Below are 17,332 nucleotides of genomic sequence, written 5' to 3' on the forward strand. Positions count from 1 at the left end.
ACCACCGTGAAGAACGCCGTCTCAGCACCCCCCCACCCCCGGCTGACGCGCCGGTTACGCAGGACCGTCCCGGCGGCGGTCGCCCTTCTCCTGGCCGGCTCCCTGATCGGGGTTCCCGTTCCGGCCTACGCCGCCGACTCCGTCACCTTCACCAACACCCGCAACCCCATCCTGGGCGACGGCAGCTACTACTCGGCGGACCCGGCGCCGGTCGTCGTGCCGGTCGGCGCCCCCGGCAACGAGAGCGGCCGCGACGAGCTCTACATCTACACCGGCCACGACCAGGCCGGACCGTCCACGAACGACTTCATCATGAACGAGTGGGGCGCCTTCCGCACCGCGGATGTCCAAGCGGGAGAGTGGACCCACTACCCCTCGCTGATGCGCCCGGAACAGGTCTTCGCCTGGGCGACGCCAGGACGCGCGTACGCCGGCCAGGTGGTCCGCGGCGTGGACGGGCGCTACTACTGGTACGTACCGATCAACGAGCGGGACAGTCCGGCGTCCGACAAGTTCGCGATCGGCGTGGCCGTCTCGAACAGCCCGACCGGCCCGTGGACCGACCACGCGGGCGGGCCGATCATCTCCCAGCGGGTGCCCACGGCCAACACCATCCACAACATCGACCCGACGATCCTCGTCGACGGCACGGCGCCGAACCAGCGGGTGTACATCTACTGGGGCTCGTTCAGCAACCTGCGGATGCTGGAACTCCAGCAGGACATGAAGACCCCGGTCGGCACTCAGCGCTCCGTCACCGGCCTGACCGGCTTCTTCGAGGCGGCCTGGATCTTCAAGCGCAGCAGCACCTACTACATGGCGTACGCCGGGAACAACGCCGGCCCGACCTCGGCGTGCACCCCGGCGAACTACCACGCCTGCATCGCCTACGCGACGGCCGCGTCGCCCGAGGGGCCATGGACCTACCGGGGCACCATGCTCCGGCCGGTCTCCTCGACGACGAGTCACCCGGGCATCCTGGAGTTCAACGGCAAGTGGTACATCGCGTACCACACCGCGGACGCCGTGGGCGGCGGCCACTTCCGCCGTTCGGTGGCGATCGACCCGGTCGAGTGGGACGACACGCAGACCCCGCCGCGGCTGAAGCTCGTCACGCCGACGCCCGTCAAGGGACGTGATCTCACGCCCCGGCCGAACATCGCGCAGGAGGCGAAGGTCGCCGTCTCCAACGAGCCCGTGCCCACGCAGTACTGGGTGAAGGCGCTCAACGACGAGATCGTCCGGTCCAACCCGCTGCCGCCGGACATGTGGGGCACCTGGACCGGCAGCAACCCGCCGCAGCAGTGGGTGCAGTACACCTGGGACCAGCCGATGCGGATCTCCGGTTCCCAGATCGAGTTCTGGAACGACCAGCCGCAGGGCAGCGGCGTGGGCGTGGCCGCACCCGCCCGCTGGAAGATCCAGTACTGGAACCTCGGCACCGCGCAGTGGGCCGACGCGCCGAGCCCGAGCGGCTACCCGACCAGCACGCAGGGCTTCCAGAACACCACGTTCGACGCGGTGACCACCACGCAGGTCCGCGCGGTGTTCGACGCGTCGACCAACGGCAGCACCTACTCGGCGGTGGCGGTCGAGGAGTGGAAGATCCTCGCCGCGCAGCCGGAGTCCGTCACGCCACCGGCGCTGACGGTCGAAGTGGGCGAGCGGGAGCTGCCCGGCACCGTCGACGTGCCGTTCGGCGGCGAAACGCTGCGGGTGCCGGTCTTCTGGGACCCGGTGACGCCGGAACAGGTCGCCGAGCCCGGCACGTTCACGATCCAGGGCACCGTGCTCGGCTACGCCGCCGGCCGCGTCTCCGCACAGGTCAAGGTCATCTCGCCCGGCGACACCGAGGGCGACCATACGGCGCCGACGCTGGCGCTCACGCCCAGCGGCAGCGCGGGCAGCGCGGGCTGGTTCCGCTCCGCGGTGCGGGTCCGCGTCACCGGCGCCGACGACCGTGGCGGCCGGCTGACCATCGAGTCGCGGGTGGACAACGGCCAGCCGGTCGTCACCACGGACACCCGGCAGGCCGACGTCAACGTCACCGGCGACGGCCAGCACACCGTCACGGCCACCGCGACCGACCGCGCGGGCAACGTCTCGGCGCCCGCGAACCTCGCCGTACGCATCGACGCCACGGCGCCGGTCAGCGTGGGCACCCTGAACACCGCCAACCGGACGGTCAAGGTGCTCGCGGCCGACGCCGCCTCCGGGGTCGCCGGCATCGAGTACGCCATCGGCACCGGCCCGTGGACCCCCTCCACCGGCGGCTTCATCACGGCACCCGACGCCAACAAGCACACCGTGTCGTTCCGGGCGCTCGACGTGGCCGGAAACCTGGAGACCGCCAAGACGGTCGTCATCCCGGCGGACCTGTCCGGGCCGCTCACCGGCAACATCGCGCCGATCGCGACCCCGACCGCCTCCTACACGGCGGGCTGGAACAGCGTCACCGCCCTGAACGACAACGCCGACCCGGCCAACCCGAGCCAGGCGCAGATCTGGGGCACCTGGTCCGGCACCCGCCCGGCGACCCAGTGGGTCCAGTACGAGTGGTCCCGCCCCGTGCGGATCATCTCGTCGGAGCTGAAGTTCTGGCGGGACTCCAACCAAGGCACCGGCGACGGCGTCGCCCAGCCCGACGGGTGGGTGCTCCAGTACTGGGACGAGGCCACCTCGGCCTGGCGTGACGTGCCCGGCGCATCCGCGTACGGCACGAGCACGACCGCGTTCAACACCGTCACCTTCGACCCGATCACCACGCCCCGGGTGCGGGCCACGGTCCGGGCCAACGGCAACGGCACCACCTTCTCCGCGGTCGCGATCACGGAATGGCGGGTCTTCGCCGACGAACCGGGCACCGAGCCGGCCGAGATCCCCGTCACGGTCACGGTCACGCCGCGGTGCATCGCCGGCAAGGCGTATGTAGGCGTGCAGGCGCGCAACGACCACGAGGCGGCGGCGAGCATCACCGTGGAGACCGCGTACGGCGAGCGATCCTTCCCGAATGTCGCGCCGGGCGCCAACGCCTACCAGTCGTTCACCACCCGGGCGGCCTCGATCGCGGCGGGCTCGGTCACCGTGCGCGCCACCGGGACCGTGGACGGCGAGGAGACGACCTCCGTCTACCCCGCAGAACACTCCTCCATCACCTGCACCTGACCCCCCATCTCTATCCTCATCACCAGCAATCACGCAAAATGGAGCATCACATGAAAAATCAGCACAAATGGCTGCTCGCCGCGGCTGCGGCCCTGACCGCGTCGGTGGCCCTGCAGGCGCCGGCCATGGCCGACCCCGGCGACAGCACCAGTGTGGAGGTGACGGTCGACATCGAGGAGATCAGGGAACCCGGCGTGCTCGCCATGTCGATCGCCGCCGACTCCGTCGCGCTGGCCGAGGGCGACTCGACCCTGGAGACGCGCGAGTTCCTCGGCACCCTGCCGACGGTGACGGTCACCGACACCCGCACGATGGAGGAGGTGCCCGCCGGCTCCGCATGGGCCGTGCTCGGCAACGCGACCGACTTCGCCGGCAACAGCGGTCAGGCGCCCATCAGCGCCGGCCACCTCGGCTGGAAGCCGCACCTGATCGACGGTGGCGAGACCGGCCTGGTCGCCGAAGGTGAGGAGGTCGTGACCGTTCTCGACGAGCCGACCCAGCCGGGCAACAACGTCGGCCTGGTCGACCAGGAGCTCCTGGTCTCGACCTTCGATTCCGGCTCCGTCGCCGGTGGCGCCTTCACCGTCAACGCCGATCTGTTCCTGCGCACCCCGGCGGATGTCGCCGCGGGCTCGTACGCTTCGACGCTGACCCTGTCCCTGTTCGAATAAAACGCACGGTGGGGGCCGCGGCGACGCGGCCCCCACATGCCGGAGGATTTCGCCATGATCCGAACATTGCAGCAGGTATTGCCGCGGCTCCTCGCCGTGCTGGCGGCGGTGCTCCTCACCGTTCCGATCGCGCCCACCGGCGCCATGGCGGAACCGGCCAAGCCAACACTCACCTGGTCGGTCCAGCCGGCCAACCAGCAGGGCCCGGACGGCCGCCGGTGGATCGAGCGCACGCTCGACCCGGGTCAGAGCGTGACCGAGCATCTGGCCGTGCGGAACTTCAGCGACGGCGCCGCCGTCTTCGCCCTGAAGGCCGCCGACGGCTACCTCACCGACAAGGGCCGCTTCAACATGCTCCAATCCGACCGCTCCTCGGTGGACGGCGGCACCTGGATCAAGGTCCAGGATGAGGTCACCGTCGGGGCCAAGGAGACGAAGGTGGTGCCGTTCACCATCACCGTGCCCCGTGACGCCTCGCCGGGAGACCATCCGGCCGGCATCGCGGCGACGGTCACCAGCGCCCGGGGCACGGTCGCCGTCGAGAGCCGGGTGGGGTTCCGGGTCATGATGCGGGCCACCGGCACGATCACGGCGGCGGTGGCCGTCGACAACCTCACCGCCACGTACGAGCAGCCGTGGAACCCCTTCTCAGCCGGCACCATCCGGGTCAAATACACCGCGACGAACAAGGGCAACGTCGCGGTGACCGGCACCGGCGGGGTGACGGTCACCGACCTGACCGGCCTGGCCGAACGGGATGCCAAGACCGGCGTCGAGCAGATATTCCCGGGCGACAGCCGAGAGATCGAGACCCGCATCGCGGGAGTCTGGGCGCTAGGACCGCTCAGCACGAGCGTCACCGTGTCCCCTTCCGTCCAGGGCGGCGCCCCGTCCGGCGCCCTGGTCGAGCGCGCCGCGGTCGACGTAACGGTCTGGACCTTGCCCTGGCCCCAACTGGCCCTCGCCGCGCTCCTCGGAACTCTCCTTCTCTCCTTCCGGACCATCACCCGCCGACGCCGCCAGCGCCTCGCCGACCTCCTCGCCCGCGCCCGCGACGAGGGCCGCGCAGAGGCCCGCGATTCCACACTCGTCAGCGAAAAGCCTGACAAATAAGGGGTTCAGGCGATAGCCGGGCAGATGCGGGTATGGCGTCGGTGGTCGATGGAGCGTTTCACCCGGGGTAGCACCGGCTCCACGCACGTGGGGGTACGGTTGTTTCTATGAGCGCTCAGCCCATCGAGGAGGACCCGCAGGACCCGCAGGTGATCCTTCGTGGTCTGCCCGTCCGGGAGCGGCCGGAATTCCTCCGCCAGTACCGTCAGGCGGTCGAGGCGGCACGTGACGACCTGGCCAGCTACACGGCTCTGAAGCGGCTGCTGCACCGATGGCACCTGACGGTCATCGCCACCAACCGGCCCGGCTATTACGACGCCATCCAGGAAGCCAAGGAAGGTGCTGGCGCGACCACACCCCTTGATGAGGCCATCGCCGACGAGCTGGCCCGCCGCCGGTGACCTACCGCCCTCACTTATCCGAGCGGGCGCTAAGCCAGCTCGGCGGCTTTCCCACGGACGCGCTCACCGCCTTGGTCCAGGCTATGGCCGATGTCTGCGAGAACCCGTATGACCCGCTCACCAGCATGGCCACAGACGACCCGCAGGTACGACGAGCCGACTTCGGCGACCACGGATTCGTCACGTTGCTGATTCTGGACTCGGTTGAGATCGTCCGCGTTGTGGACATCCTGTGGGCCGGCTGACGTGACGCAGAGCATCAGGATGTCTTGCCATAGGACCGGGCCGAGGTCGGAGACCAGTCTGATGGGTGGTCCCGCGTGCCCGGGTGGGCACGCGGGATGGGGGTCAGCGGGACTCGTGGGCCCGGCGGCAGGGCATGCAGTGCCGGGTCAGGGGGCGGATCTTCAGGCGCTCGTACGGGATCGAGGTTCCGCAGTCCTCGCACTGGCCGTAGTCGCGTTCGGTGAGGCGGGCCAGGCCCTTCTCGATTTCGGCGATGGCCCGTTCGGTGGCGGCGAGGTCGGCCAGGGTGCGCTGGCGTAGGTCGCCGTCGCCTTCGGTGGTCTCGACCAGGGTGGTGAGTTCCTGGAGGCGGGAGGTGCGCCACATGTGCTGTTCCCGCAGTTCCTCGGCGATGGCGTCGGTCTGGATCCGGCTGAGCCCGGTCATGCTGCCATCTCCTTTGCGGTGAGGCGGGCGCAGTCGGGGCACCGCTGCTCGTGCGGAGCCTGGAACAGGACGGTGAGCGGGATGAACGTGCCGCAGCGCCGGCAGGCGCCGTACAGCCCTCGGTCTATCCGTTCGATGGCGGACTCGATGGCGGCGAGCTGAGCGGCCAGGCGGTCCTGGGCGCCTGACTGGGCCGCGCGTTCCAGCTCGGTTCTGGCGGCGGCGCGGCGCTCCTCCAGCAGGGCGCGAAGTTCTTCGAGCCGGGCCAGGTGCCACTCGTAGTCCTGAATGAACGTGTGCAAAGACGCCATGACGGTGTCACTCCTAGCGTGAGAATTCAGCGATCCCCGCGCGTTCGCGGCAGATCGATGAGCCCCGGGCGCAGTTCGCGCGCAGGGGAAGGAGAGAACCTCTAGAGCGTCGGCGGGCTACGCGAGCCGGGCGCACGATGCCCCGACTGCTGGGGGTCGCGAATGTCGGCCGAGCCCGCGTCGGGCCAGACCGGCCGGGTTCCGGACACCGGTTGCGCCCAGCTGGCCACGGGCCATAGCCGGGAAGCGTGACCGGGCGCCCCGGTGATCGGTGGCAGCGCCAAGGCCGCGGACGTCTGCGCGAACGGCGTGATCACGTCGGTCGCGCATGGGTTGGACTCCCGGCCGGGATCGCTCGTGGCCCACGCCGGAGTGGAGGCGAACATGACCAGTGCGAGCAGGAGAAGACCCACCGCCGCCGTGAAGGAGGCGGAGCCACAGGGTCTCCGGAGCCGCATATTCCCGACCATAGCCCACTTCAGGCACCAGAACGCGGGCTAGGCTGGACGGTCACCGGCCGGGAGGAGGCGTCGTGCGGACCAGGTTGCCCGCCGTCCTGCTCCTGCTGGCATGGCTGCTGCCCGTCACCGCTCACGCCTCCGGGGTGACCGGAATCACGGCCACGCCGAGCGTGGTCGCGTGGCAGGCCGACCAGCAGCACCCGGTCGGCCGCGCGGTGCCCCTCTCGCAGGTCCGTACCGCCCTTCACGAGGTGCCCGGCACGGCCTGGCACGCCGTTCTCGCCTCCGGCGCGCCCCGGTGGCGCGCCGCCTGGCACGCCTGCGCGCTCCCCGGCGACGACCGGGTTCTCCCGGTTCCCCGCCGCTGCGCGCCGCCGGCCCGCGCCCCGCCCTCCACGGCTCTCTGACCAGCTCTTTCCTTCCCGCACATCCGAGCCTGTGGAGGCTTCCGTGTCCCGTGCGCCTGTTTGGCGTGCGCTGGCGGCGCTGGCCGTCATCGTCACTTCGATCATCATCACCGTGAGTCTCTCGCCACGCCTGGGCCTCGACCTGCGAGGCGGCACCCAGCTCGTCTTCGAGGCGAGGGACTCGCCGACCGTCAAAGCCGACTCCGAATCCGCCGACCGCGCCCTGGACGTGCTGCGCCGCCGGGCCGACGCGCTCGGCGTGGTCGATCCCACCCTGATCCGTTCCGGCGACCGGCGGATCGTCGTGGAACTGCCCGGCATCCTGGACCCCCGTCAGGCCGCCGAGGTCATCGGCAGGACCGCGCAGCTGAGCATCCATCGCGTACTCGCTCTCGCCGAGGAGACCGACCAGGCCGCACCGCGGGACGAACACGGCCAGCGATTGCGGATCGGCCCCGCCGCGATCAGCGGCGACGGCATCACCAACGCGGGCGAGCGCACCGACCCGGCGCGTGGGCTCGGCTGGTCGGTCAAAATCGACTTCCGCGACGCCCGGGCCTGGCAGCAACTGACCGGCGACGTGGCCTGCGCGGCGCCGGAAGACCCGAGACGCAGGATCGCGATCGTCCTCGACAAGAAGATCATCTCCTCGCCGCAGCTCGACACCTCGCTGGCCTGCGGGGCGGGCATCCCTGGCGGCTCGACCGACATCACCGGCTCCTTCGGGTACGAGGCGGCGCGTGATCTGGCCGTGCTCATCAAGGGGGGAGCGCTGCCGGTCCCGCTTGACCTGGTCGAACAGCGCAGCGTCGGCCCGACGCTCGGCGCGGACGCGATCGAGGCCAGCGCCAAGGCCGCCATCACCGGACTCGTCCTGACCACCCTGTTCATCATCGTCGTCTACCGCCTGGCCGGCCTGCTCGCCGCCGTCGCCCTGGCCACCTACGGCCTCATCTCGTACGCCGTGCTGGTGGCGATGGGTGCCACCTTCACCCTCTCCGGCCTGGCCGGTTTCGTCCTGGCCATCGGCATCGCCATCGACGCCTGCGTCCTGATCTTCGAACGCGCCAGGGAGGAGTACGGCCGCGCCCCCCGGCGTGGCCTCAGAACCGCTCTGGACCAGGGCTTCAAGCACGCGTGGAGCGCCATCGCCGACTCCAACATCACCACGCTGATCGCCGCCGCCATCCTGTTCTGGCTGGCTTCCGGGCCGGTGAAGGGCTTCGGCGTGACGCTGGGGATCGGCGTGCTGGCCTCGCTCGTCTCGGCGATGCTGATCACCCGCGTGCTCACCCAGGCGGTCATCGGCCGGGTCGGGCCGACCGTGTCCGGCATCGGCTCGGCCGGCCGGATCAGGTCGTGGCTCACCCGCAGGAACCCCTCGATCATGGCGGCCCGCCGCTGGTGGCTGGCTCTCGCGGGCGGGTTGGTCGCCGTCGCGCTGGCCGGGACGCTCACCCAGGGCCTGAACTTCGGCGTCGAGTTCACCGGAGGCAGAGCCGTCGAGTTCACCACCTCCGGCACCGTGCCGGCCGAGGTCGCCCGACGGGCGGTCGCCGACGCCGGTCAGCCGTCCGCCGTGGTGCACTCCTCGGCCGGGCTCGTCTCCATCCGGGCCGGGCAGCTCGCCCCCGAGGACGTCGCCAGGATCCAGGACGCCCTGCGGGACCACGCGGGCGAGGTGACCAAGCGCCGGGACGAGTTCATCGGCCCCAGCATGGGCGCGGAACTGCGCCGCAACGCCGCCATCGCGCTCATCGTCGCCATGGCCGCCCAGCTGGTCTACCTGGCCGTACGGTTCCGGTGGACCTTCGGCGCGGCGGCGGTGCTGGCCCTGCTGGTGGATGTGGCCGTGGTGCTCGGGCTGTTCGCCTGGCTGGGCAAGCCGGTGGACGGCATCTTCCTGGCCGCGATGCTCACCATCGTCGGCTACTCCGTCAACGACAAGGTGGTGGTCTTCGATCGGGTCAGGGAGCTGTGGGTGAGCAAGGACCATCTCCCCGACGCCGTGAACAGCGCGATCCTGCAGACCGTCCCCCGGACGATCAACACCGGTCTCGGCGCCCTGTTCATTCTCAGCGCCCTGGCCGTCTTCGGCGCCGACTCCCTCCACAACTTCGCCATCGCCCTGGTCACCGGCATCGTGGCGGGCACCCTGTCCTCCTCGTTCGTCGCGGGCCCCGTCGCCATCGCCCTGAACCGCTTCGACCGCAATCCACCCCCATCTCGGCCCCGAAGCACCCGCTGACCTCAATCGGGCTCCGTCACCTGCTCCCTGGTGTACGGAGCCCTACGGTTGTGATCCTTTTAGTATTTGTCTCGGCAAAGTGAATTGTCAGGAGATCTATAGCTTTGTCAAAGGCTGGGTAGATGTGCGGGCATCACGCTGACCTGCATGATGTCTCGACGGTCGGGTGAGACCCCCGGAATCGGCCGGGGGAGCGGGCTCTGGCGGAAAATGGTGTTGCCCGCCGTGTCAGTGATCACTGTGGTGACCGGCGTCCCGGGCGCGGTGGCGTTAACCGGGGCTCGCTCCCAGGCCCTTGACGCTTACTCCGTCTCCGCCGTGGCGACGACCGCCGAGCCGACACAGCTCGTCACGCCGCCCGCTCCCGACCCCAAGGTGGCCACCGTGGCCTTCTCCACATCGGCGCGCGCCAAGCTGACCCGGAAGCTCGGCGCCTATCTGAAGGACCGCTCCGGCCAGGCGTCGGTGCAGATCCACGACCTGTCCACCGGCATCACCTACGGCTACAACACCAGTCTGCGGACCGTCACCGCGAGCATCGTCAAGGTCGACATTCTCGCCGCGCTCCTGCTGCGCGCACAGAAGGATGGCCGGAGCCTCACCGCGACCGAGCGAAATCTGGCCAAACTCATGATCACGCTCAGCGACAATGACGCGGCCACCACACTGTGGAACCAGATCGGCGGCGCAACGGGCCTGGCCACCGCCAACCGCAAGCTCGGACTGCGCGACACGACACCGGGCCCCGGCGGCTACTGGGGCTCGACCACCACCGGCGTCGCCGACCAGATCCGCATCCTGCGATCCCTCACCTCCAAAACCAGCCCACTCAACGCCGAAAGCCGCCGCTACATCCTGGGCCTGATGGCCGACGTCGCCCCAGCACAGGCCTGGGGCGTTAGCGCGGCCGCCGGCAACGATGACACGACTGCGGTCAAGAACGGCTGGCTATCCCGTACGGCCGACGGCGGACGCTGGACGATCAACAGCATCGGTCGCATCCACGGCGACGGACACGACTACCTGATCGCCGTCATTTCCCGGCGAAACTCCTCCATGGCGGACGGCATCGCCACGGTAGAACACATCGCCGAACTGGCCGTCGAGGCACTGAACAGTAGTCCAGTGCCGTAGTCCCAAGCGCGACCCGCCTGGCAGGAATTCCGAAGTTCGGCTGACTCATAGGTGGCCGCCTGAAACAAGAGCTGACAACGATCGCTTAAAAGCCCACGACTCACCTATAACGTCCATGGCCTGGCCAGGGTCGTACTGCACAAACACCGCCTGGTCAACCTCGGCTGGGCCCTGACTTCGACCGCGTTGGTCGCGCTGATCGCCGCCGGCGCCAGCCTCGTTGTCCGCAGCCAGCTGTAATGGCCCGCTGGGCATGGGGCGGACGGGATGCCCTACCGAATATGCGAATGCGATCCCCAACGCTATGTGCAGACACGCGTGAGACGTGAGACCAAAGACAACGTGCTCATCGGACCGGTCTGCCGCAGAGCGCCGTGTCGGGCACGGCCCGCCCGGGTAGATGCATGGGCTATTGCGGGCTTATGGTCGGGTCGGTGGGCAGGTCGAACTCTCCCAGGTTGACTCCGCCGACGAAGGCCCGCCACTCCGCCGGAGTGAAGATCAAAGTCGGCCCGTCGGGGTTCTTGCTGTCTCGGACCGCGACGAGTCCGGGGAGGTTGTTGGCGACCTCGACGCAGTTCCCGCCGTTGTTGCCACTGCGAGAACTCTTCTTCCACACGGCCCCGGCGAGGTCTGTTGAGATCAGGTCTCTGGCTTCCATAGCTCCGCTGCTTCCTCGATCATTTCGAGAGACTCACCCGCACGGTAGGCCTCTGTTCGTAGCTTGTCATATCGGTCCAAGATCAGAGAGGCCACTCCACGCTCTGCCGATACCTCCCCTTCGCCTGCGGAGTCTACGGATACGGTGATTGGCGCGTCCTCAAGTTCCGCGATGACGAACGAGGAGGACAGACCGTCCGTGCAAGCTGTGTCGAAGGGGACGATCTGCACCGTCACTCGGCGGCGACGGGCGACCGTTGCCAGATGCCGGAGCTGGTCGTGCATGATCTGTCGGCTCCCGATCGGGCGCTTGAGAACCCACTCGTCCATGAGTACGTACAGCTCTGGGGGATTTTCCCGGCTGAGGATGCGGGTTCCTCTCTCGCGGGTCAATGGAAGCGAGGCGTCCCCTCCTACCCGTACCAGCCGACCGGATCTTCTCTCGCGGGCTGATCGCAAGGAGGGTTCCCCTCCTACCCGTACCAGCCGAGCGGATCCACCCTCGCGGGCCGATCGAAATGAGGCGCCCTCTCCCGCGCGGACCGGCGGGCCACACGGAGCCGTCATCGCCCTGCGCCGACGGGAGATCATCGACAACCTGGCCGCGCAGATCGCGAGCGGTGAACTTGAAGAAGGAGCCCGGGTGGCGAGCGTCCGGCGGTTGATGGACGCCTACTCCATCCCGGCGTCGGCTGCCCGCTCCATCCAGCGTGAACTACGAGACCGGCGAATCATCCGCCTGGTGCCCGGTCTGGGCTATGTCGTCGGCGCTCCCGACCGTCCCCCCAAGCCGCCGCGCATACCCGTACAGGATCAGATCACCCAGATCGCCACCAGCCTGGCCGAGAAGATCGCCTCCGGTCAGATCGGCACGCATCAGCCGGTGGCAACCCTGCGCGGGCTGATGATCGAACACGCCATCTCCAGGGAGGCCGCCAGCGCCGTCCTGTCCCGTCTCAGGTCCCGAGGCTGGGCCTACGACACCCCCTACCAGACCACCCGAGCCGCACCCCGCCACAAATGGCCCCCACCCGGCACCTCCCTAACCAACCCGCCACCACCCACCGACCACCTCCCCAAATCCCGCCACCCCAAGGCAAGACCACCCCCAGTCAGCGACTTGCCTAGGAATACGAGTCGAGCGGAGTCCACGTCCTTCGGCAGACCTTCGAACCGGATACGGCCGATCGTGAGGGCAATCAGTTGCCAGGCCAGAGCAAGTCGTCTAAACCACGAGATAGGGTCGGCCACCCACATCCAGCCGGAGGGGAAGCGCCGCGACGGATGCGTTCGGTAATTTGACAGTTACTCATGCGGACCTGTTTAATGGGTGCGAACCCGCCACCGGCTTCTGGTCGAGTGGTTGCAGGCCCCGCCCAGTGGACGGGGCCTCACTTTTTCCTCACCAGCCGACAGGTCGTTGGATCTCGCCTTCGCTGTCCTGGAGTTTCGGAGCGAACTGGCAGGCGGCAACGGCCCTCTCCTTGAGGTCCCGGAAGAAGACGGGCGGCACGGCCTGCAACTGCCAGCTGGCTCGCGATCGAGGCTGTGGATTGAAGATCCCTACGCCCACGCCGTAATCGTGACAGGCCATCCGGATCGGTTCGGCGAGGTCCGCGTCGTTGCTTATGACAACGGCGAAGTCGCAGTCGCGAGTCAGGGCGTCGGCGATCAGGTAGGCGCCGATGTTGACGTCTGTCCCTTTCTCCTCGACTTTGACGACCTTGATCATCGCAGAGCCGTTGAGTGGTGGGTCAGCCAGGCGCATCCACACTTTGCTGACCTGGAAGCGTCCCAGGTGGATGCTGAGATGGGGAATCGTGGCCAGGGCACGCAGGTAGAGGTCCTGGCGGCTCGGTTTGCCGGGGTCATCGGGCCAGTCGACCACCTTCGCGGTGAAGTAGCGAATGCGATGGATGTTTTGCCCCGGAAGCAGGCGACGGGCGAGGGCGTCGAGGTCCAGCCATTTGTACGGCGACTTCTTGAGTCGGCCGTAGAACAGGTTGAATCCGTCAACGTAGACGTTCGTTCTCACAGCGTCAAGATAGCGTCACTTTCTGCTAAATCAATGCCGTTTCCGCATGTCGGTGCAGCCGCTGCCCCCCTCCGAGGATCTGGTGGAAGCGGAAGGTCCCGTTGTTCTGAATGCCGCGGTGCCCCGGGATGTGCCGGGGCACCGCGTGCTGGCTTAGGAGAGGCGGACCGGCAGGGGAGTGGCGCCGAGGCTGGAGACCTCGACCTTGGTGCGGGTCTTCGTGGTGAAGCCCGGCTTGGAGACCGTCAGTGAGTAGGTGCCTACGGGTGCGGGTAGCCGGTAGTAGCCGTTGGTGTCGGTTGTGCCGGTGATGCCGCCGCCGGCGTCGACCGTGGCTGCGGGGATGGCGGCGCCGGCGGTTGTGGTGACCCGGCCGATGATGATCGGCGCGCTTACCGCGCTCGCGCCGATGTTGACTGTCAGCACGGTGTAGGAGTGTGCGGGGAAGTTGTAGTCGAAGGTCGCCCCGACTCCGGTGATGGTGCTGGTGGCCGTCTGGATCAGGGTCGGATTCTGCCAGGTGTTCTGGTCCAGGTATCCGGCCGAGTTGACGGTGCTCACGGTCGCGGTGGAGCCGATGGTTCCGGCTCCGGTCAGATTGATGGTGGAGGTCTGGATGGCGGACGGGTCCCGGTTGATCACCGAGATGTAGAGCTTCGTCCCGTCCGCTGATCGGGTGGAGGTGATGTCCAGCATCGGGATGTTGGTGCGCGCCGGCAGGTTGCCCAGGGCCGGTGCGTTGTACGTCGGTCCGCTCAGGGTGGTCGGCAGCAGGAGCGGGCCGTGCCGGTCGGCGACCAGTTTCTGCACCAGGTAGCCGGGGGTGACGAAGCTGCCCCGGTTGGCCAGGCGGATGGCGCTGCCGTCCCAGAAGTTGACCAGGGCCGAGGCCGCGTTCAGTTCGTTGACGTCGGCTCGGCGCATGAACAGGTTGAGCAGCCCGGCCTCCTGCAGGGCGCCTTCCACGGTGCGGGTACGGCGATGCTCCTCGTTGAAGTACATCGCATTGTGCTCCGTTACGGCGATCTTGATGTCCCGGCCGCCGCCGCTGGCGAGGATCGTGTCGGTGGCGGTGTTCATGCGGTCCGCGATCACCGCCGGCGCGCCGACGGACGCCTGGTAGACGGCCGTGCTGTCGTACTGGCCCGGCAACGGCTGCGGGCTGTAGTAGTGGATGGACAGGTGATCCATCCGGCTGCCCGACGTGGTCAGGACCGTGGTGTTCCACGCCTGGTCGTTGTTGGTGCCGTCACCGCCTTCGGCGATGAACGCGATCGTCGCGTCCTTGGCCGCCATGGCGTCGCGGAAGGTGTTGTAGCTGGCGGCGTAGTTGGCCGCGCTGGTCCAGCCGGGGGTCCACGACCCCCACACCTCGTTGCCGATCTCCCACGTGCGCACCGCCCACGGCTGGCTGCGTCCGTTGGCCGCCCGCTGCGCGCCGTACGGCGTGCCGGTCGAGCCGTTGGTGTACTCGACCCAGTTGGCCGCGGTCGTCGCGGTTCCCCTGCCCCAGTTGACGTTCAGGTAGACCGGGATGCCCAGCGCCTCGCCGAGCCCGAGGATCTCGTCGGTGCCGACGTCGTTGGTCATCCAGAGCGCGTCCCACTGGTTGTAGTGCATCGGCGGGCGGTTGTCGCGGGGGCCGATGCCGTCGGTGAAGGTGTAGCTGTCGGCGATGATGCCGCCTGGCCAGCGGATCGCGCCGGGCTTGAGCGCGGTCAGGTGATCCACGAAGTCTTTACGCCAGCCCCCGAGGGTGACCTCCACGGGGTCGAGCGGCATGACGCTGACCATGTCGATCCACAGCGTGCCGGTGCTCGCCGTACCGATGAAGAGCTTGGCGTAGGGGTCGGTGGTCGACGGGGTGACGGTGGCGGTGAACTTGGTCCAGCCCGCGCCGACGCCGCTGAAGGTGGTGCTCGCGTAGGCCGGGTAGGACGGGCTGTCGCCGATGTCCGGTCCGAGGGTGACCGTCACGGGTGTGCTCAGCCCGGACTGCTTGAGATAGGCGCTGACCTGGTACGACCGGCCGGTGGTCACCGCGATGGCGCCCTGGCTGACGCCCTTGCGGCCGGTGGTGTGCTGGGTGATGTCGACGCGTTGCGCGTAGGCGCCGTTGAAGCCGGACCGGTCCTGTGAGTAGGTGGCCTGGTCGGCGTGGCCGTCCTCGGTCCAGCCGTCGGTGCGCCACCAGGTCAGGTAGTCCCATCTGGTGACCGAGGTGCCGAAGCCGTACAGGAAGGCGGAGTAGTCGCCGTTGGGGACGGCCGCGGTGTTGGTGAGGCTGTGCACCAGCCGGCCGTTGGCGAAGAAGTTCACGTTCCTGCCGGTGCCGTTCCACCGCCCGACCTCGATCCTCAGCACGGCGGGCAGGCTGATCGCGGCGCCCGTCCACGGGGTCACGCCGTCACCGAACACGCGCAGGGTGCCGGCCTCGACGCCGAACTCGACGTATTTCGAGAAGTCGCCGCGCCCTGTTCCGCCGTAGATGTTGAGCAGGCCGTTGACGCCGGTGACGGAGTCGAGCTTGGCTTCGACCGTGTAGTCGTAGACGTCGCTCTCGCCGACCGGCGCGGACATGATGCCGTAGCGGCTGCTGGCGGCCCCGTTGATCACCAGCTGGCTGTTGGACATGCTGGACGTGCCCCAGCCTCCGGCGAGGGTGGAGTTGGTCCAGGCCGCGCTGATGCCGGGCCCGCCTTCGAAGTGGTTGTCCCAGCGGTCGAGCATGTGCACCTGGCGGACGTTCACGTAGTCCCAGCTGGTGGTCGAAGCGCCGAAGCCGTACAGGAAGAGCCGGAAGTCCGGTGCGGGCACGTCGAAGCGGGTGGCCAGTTCATGCACCTTCACGCCGTTGACGAAGAACCTGAAGAGCCGACCGTTAGACCAATAAGGACTGATCTGTACGGTGAATGTGGCCGGCAGGCTGACAGCGGAGCCGGTGAAGTTGCCGGTGCCGTCGCTGGTGAAGACGCGGGCGACGCCACCTTCAACCCCGAATTCCATAAATTTCGTGAAATCTCCGGCGCCTGTGCCGCCGTAGATGTTGAGGAGACCGTTGACGCCGCTGACGCTGCTCAGCCGGGCGTCGATCGTGGTCCAGTCGACCGCGCTGTTGCGGATGTGGTCGGAAAGCACGCCGTACCGGGAGTTCGCGCCGCCGGTCACGGTGACCTTGCCGGCGGAGACGGAGACCGATCCGTTCGTGGCGCCTTCGAGCCTGGTGGGCGTCCAGCGCGGGGAGAGCGTCGTTCCTTCGAAGGCGTCATAGGTGGCGTCCGGGGTCTGCGCCAGATAGTCGGCGGTGACGGTGCCCGTCCAGCCGTACAGGAAGGCACGGTAGGTGCCCGGCAGCATGGTGAAGCCGGAGAGGGTGTGCACCAGGGTGCCGTTGTAGAAGAAGTTGAGGGTACGCGCCGAGCCCGCCAGCCCCGAGACGTCGATCCGCAACGTCGCCGGTGTGGTCGCCGCGCCCCCGACCCAGGTGGGTTGCCCGTCGGCGAACACCTTGAGCGACCCGCCCTCGATGGCGAGTTCGGCGAAATGACTGAAGTCCCCGGCGCCGGTGCCGCCGTAGACGCTCAGGACCGCGTTCGTGCCGCTGTACGAGACGATCTTCGTCTCGACGCTGACGGTCGCATACCGGGTGTCCGGCACCGTGTTGCTCATGATGCCGAACCGGCCGGGCGTGCTGCCCGCCACCGCGACGTTCCCGCCGGAGACCGTGACGGTTCCGGCGGGCGCGGTGTCCAGGCTTAGCGGCTGCCATTTCGAAGCGTCGAGCGTGGTGCCGGTGAATCCGTCGTAGAGGGTGCTGCGCGCGGAGGAGACCCGCTCGGTTTCGAACGAGCGGTCCTTGACCCGTTCGGCCCAGGACTCGTTCATCCCGTCGGTCGCCCATTCCATCATCTGGCCGGTAACCCCGGGCTGGACCACGCCGACGGGTGCGGAGGCGTCGATGGAGATGGTGTTGGCGCCGGCGGCGCTGGCCGAGCCGGGCACGGCTGCCGACATCGCGACGATGCATAAGATGAGTAGGGTTCTTAATAAATAG

General features: G+C 68.5%; 16 protein-coding genes. 9 read left to right on the top strand and 7 right to left on the bottom strand.

Annotated features, from left to right (window positions below):
- Positions 1–6: 6 nt before the first annotated feature.
- The 5 genes from ABGB08_RS23275 to ABGB08_RS23295 all read left to right on the top strand — a co-directional run bounded on the left by ABGB08_RS23275 (position 7) and on the right by ABGB08_RS23295 (position 5,595).
- Positions 7–3,165, top strand: coding sequence for a family 43 glycosylhydrolase (locus tag ABGB08_RS23275; protein ID WP_347593590.1), 3,159 nt, complete (start codon positions 7–9; stop codon positions 3,163–3,165).
- A 50-nt stretch (positions 3,166–3,215) separates the two neighbouring features.
- Positions 3,216–3,836 (top strand): hypothetical protein, encoded by a 621-nt coding sequence (locus tag ABGB08_RS23280; protein WP_347593592.1) that lies wholly within the window; start codon positions 3,216–3,218, stop codon positions 3,834–3,836.
- A 54-nt stretch (positions 3,837–3,890) separates the two neighbouring features.
- Positions 3,891–4,949: a DUF916 domain-containing protein gene (locus ABGB08_RS23285; RefSeq protein WP_347593594.1), complete on the top strand. Its 1,059-nt coding sequence runs from the start codon at positions 3,891–3,893 to the stop codon at positions 4,947–4,949.
- Between the two features lie 107 nt (positions 4,950–5,056).
- Positions 5,057–5,350: a DUF6247 family protein gene (locus ABGB08_RS23290; protein WP_155349477.1), complete on the top strand. Its 294-nt coding sequence runs from the start codon at positions 5,057–5,059 to the stop codon at positions 5,348–5,350.
- Positions 5,347–5,595, top strand: a complete 249-nt coding sequence (locus tag ABGB08_RS23295) for a hypothetical protein (RefSeq protein WP_347593596.1) — start codon at positions 5,347–5,349, stop codon at positions 5,593–5,595. Before ABGB08_RS23290 ends, ABGB08_RS23295 begins: the two co-directional genes overlap by 4 nt.
- 103 nt (positions 5,596–5,698) lie before the next feature.
- On the opposite strand, the gene ABGB08_RS23300 is transcribed toward ABGB08_RS23295, so the two are convergent.
- The 3 genes from ABGB08_RS23300 to ABGB08_RS23310 all read right to left on the bottom strand — a co-directional run bounded on the left by ABGB08_RS23300 (position 5,699) and on the right by ABGB08_RS23310 (position 6,791).
- Positions 5,699–6,022, bottom strand: a complete 324-nt coding sequence (locus ABGB08_RS23300; protein WP_347593598.1) for a TraR/DksA C4-type zinc finger protein — start codon at positions 6,020–6,022, stop codon at positions 5,699–5,701.
- Positions 6,019–6,333, bottom strand: coding sequence for a hypothetical protein (locus ABGB08_RS23305; RefSeq protein WP_347593600.1), 315 nt, complete (start codon positions 6,331–6,333; stop codon positions 6,019–6,021). The genes ABGB08_RS23300 and ABGB08_RS23305 overlap by 4 nt, the downstream gene beginning before the upstream one ends.
- 101 nt (positions 6,334–6,434) lie before the next feature.
- On the bottom strand, positions 6,435–6,791 hold the full coding sequence (locus tag ABGB08_RS23310) for a hypothetical protein (RefSeq protein ID WP_347593602.1): 357 nt from the start codon (positions 6,789–6,791) through the stop codon (positions 6,435–6,437).
- 74 nt (positions 6,792–6,865) lie between these two features.
- Between ABGB08_RS23310 and ABGB08_RS23315 the strand changes: the two genes are divergently transcribed.
- The 3 genes from ABGB08_RS23315 to ABGB08_RS23325 all read left to right on the top strand — a co-directional run bounded on the left by ABGB08_RS23315 (position 6,866) and on the right by ABGB08_RS23325 (position 10,583).
- Positions 6,866–7,201: a hypothetical protein gene (locus tag ABGB08_RS23315; RefSeq protein ID WP_347593604.1), complete on the top strand. Its 336-nt coding sequence runs from the start codon at positions 6,866–6,868 to the stop codon at positions 7,199–7,201.
- A 43-nt stretch (positions 7,202–7,244) separates the two neighbouring features.
- The gene (gene secD, locus ABGB08_RS23320) at positions 7,245–9,449 is read left to right on the top strand and encodes a protein translocase subunit SecD (RefSeq protein WP_347593606.1); all 2,205 of its coding nucleotides are present in this window, start codon (positions 7,245–7,247) and stop codon (positions 9,447–9,449) included.
- Between the two features lie 225 nt (positions 9,450–9,674).
- Positions 9,675–10,583 carry a serine hydrolase gene (locus tag ABGB08_RS23325; protein ID WP_347593608.1) on the top strand — a complete coding sequence of 303 codons (909 nt, stop codon included), beginning with the start codon at positions 9,675–9,677 and terminating at the stop codon, positions 10,581–10,583.
- Positions 10,584–10,992: 409 nt separating this feature from the next.
- Here ABGB08_RS23325 and ABGB08_RS23330 read toward each other — a convergent pair whose 3' ends face one another.
- Together ABGB08_RS23330 and ABGB08_RS23335 are read right to left on the bottom strand one after the other, a co-directional pair.
- Positions 10,993–11,244, bottom strand: a complete 252-nt coding sequence (locus ABGB08_RS23330; RefSeq protein WP_347593610.1) for a DUF397 domain-containing protein — start codon at positions 11,242–11,244, stop codon at positions 10,993–10,995.
- Complete coding sequence (locus ABGB08_RS23335) at positions 11,226–11,834, bottom strand: DUF5753 domain-containing protein (RefSeq protein WP_347593612.1); 609 nt, start codon at positions 11,832–11,834, stop codon at positions 11,226–11,228. The genes ABGB08_RS23330 and ABGB08_RS23335 overlap by 19 nt, the downstream gene beginning before the upstream one ends.
- 52 nt (positions 11,835–11,886) lie before the next feature.
- Here ABGB08_RS23335 and ABGB08_RS23340 point away from each other — a divergent pair, with 52 nt between their 5' ends.
- A complete protein-coding gene (locus ABGB08_RS23340; protein WP_347593614.1) occupies positions 11,887–12,540 on the top strand; it encodes a hypothetical protein in 654 nt (217 codons plus the stop codon).
- A 105-nt stretch (positions 12,541–12,645) separates the two neighbouring features.
- On the opposite strand, the gene ABGB08_RS23345 is transcribed toward ABGB08_RS23340, so the two are convergent.
- The gene (locus tag ABGB08_RS23345; RefSeq protein WP_347593616.1) at positions 12,646–13,278 is read right to left on the bottom strand and encodes an NYN domain-containing protein; all 633 of its coding nucleotides are present in this window, start codon (positions 13,276–13,278) and stop codon (positions 12,646–12,648) included.
- A gap of 153 nt (positions 13,279–13,431) precedes the next feature.
- Positions 13,432–17,292 carry an alpha-L-arabinofuranosidase C-terminal domain-containing protein gene (locus ABGB08_RS23350; protein WP_347593618.1) on the bottom strand — a complete coding sequence of 1,287 codons (3,861 nt, stop codon included), beginning with the start codon at positions 17,290–17,292 and terminating at the stop codon, positions 13,432–13,434.
- Positions 17,293–17,332 lie beyond the last annotated feature (40 nt).

Source organism: Acrocarpospora sp. B8E8 (assembly GCF_039871605.1).
GTDB lineage: Bacteria > Actinomycetota > Actinomycetes > Streptosporangiales > Streptosporangiaceae > Acrocarpospora > Acrocarpospora macrocephala.

Coding starts and splice junctions, on each gene's coding strand:
- ABGB08_RS23280 (WP_347593592.1), top strand. CDS start 3,216: ATGAAAAATCAGCACAAATGGCTGCTCGCCGCGGCTGCGGCCCTGACC.
- ABGB08_RS23285 (WP_347593594.1), top strand. CDS start 3,891: ATGATCCGAACATTGCAGCAGGTATTGCCGCGGCTCCTCGCCGTGCTG.
- ABGB08_RS23290 (WP_155349477.1), top strand. CDS start 5,057: ATGAGCGCTCAGCCCATCGAGGAGGACCCGCAGGACCCGCAGGTGATC.
- ABGB08_RS23300 (WP_347593598.1), bottom strand. CDS start 6,022: ATGACCGGGCTCAGCCGGATCCAGACCGACGCCATCGCCGAGGAACTG.
- ABGB08_RS23305 (WP_347593600.1), bottom strand. CDS start 6,333: ATGGCGTCTTTGCACACGTTCATTCAGGACTACGAGTGGCACCTGGCC.
- ABGB08_RS23310 (WP_347593602.1), bottom strand. CDS start 6,791: ATGCGGCTCCGGAGACCCTGTGGCTCCGCCTCCTTCACGGCGGCGGTG.
- ABGB08_RS23330 (WP_347593610.1), bottom strand. CDS start 11,244: ATGGAAGCCAGAGACCTGATCTCAACAGACCTCGCCGGGGCCGTGTGG.
- ABGB08_RS23335 (WP_347593612.1), bottom strand. CDS start 11,834: ATGATCTCCCGTCGGCGCAGGGCGATGACGGCTCCGTGTGGCCCGCCG.
- ABGB08_RS23350 (WP_347593618.1), bottom strand. CDS start 17,292: ATGTCGGCAGCCGTGCCCGGCTCGGCCAGCGCCGCCGGCGCCAACACC.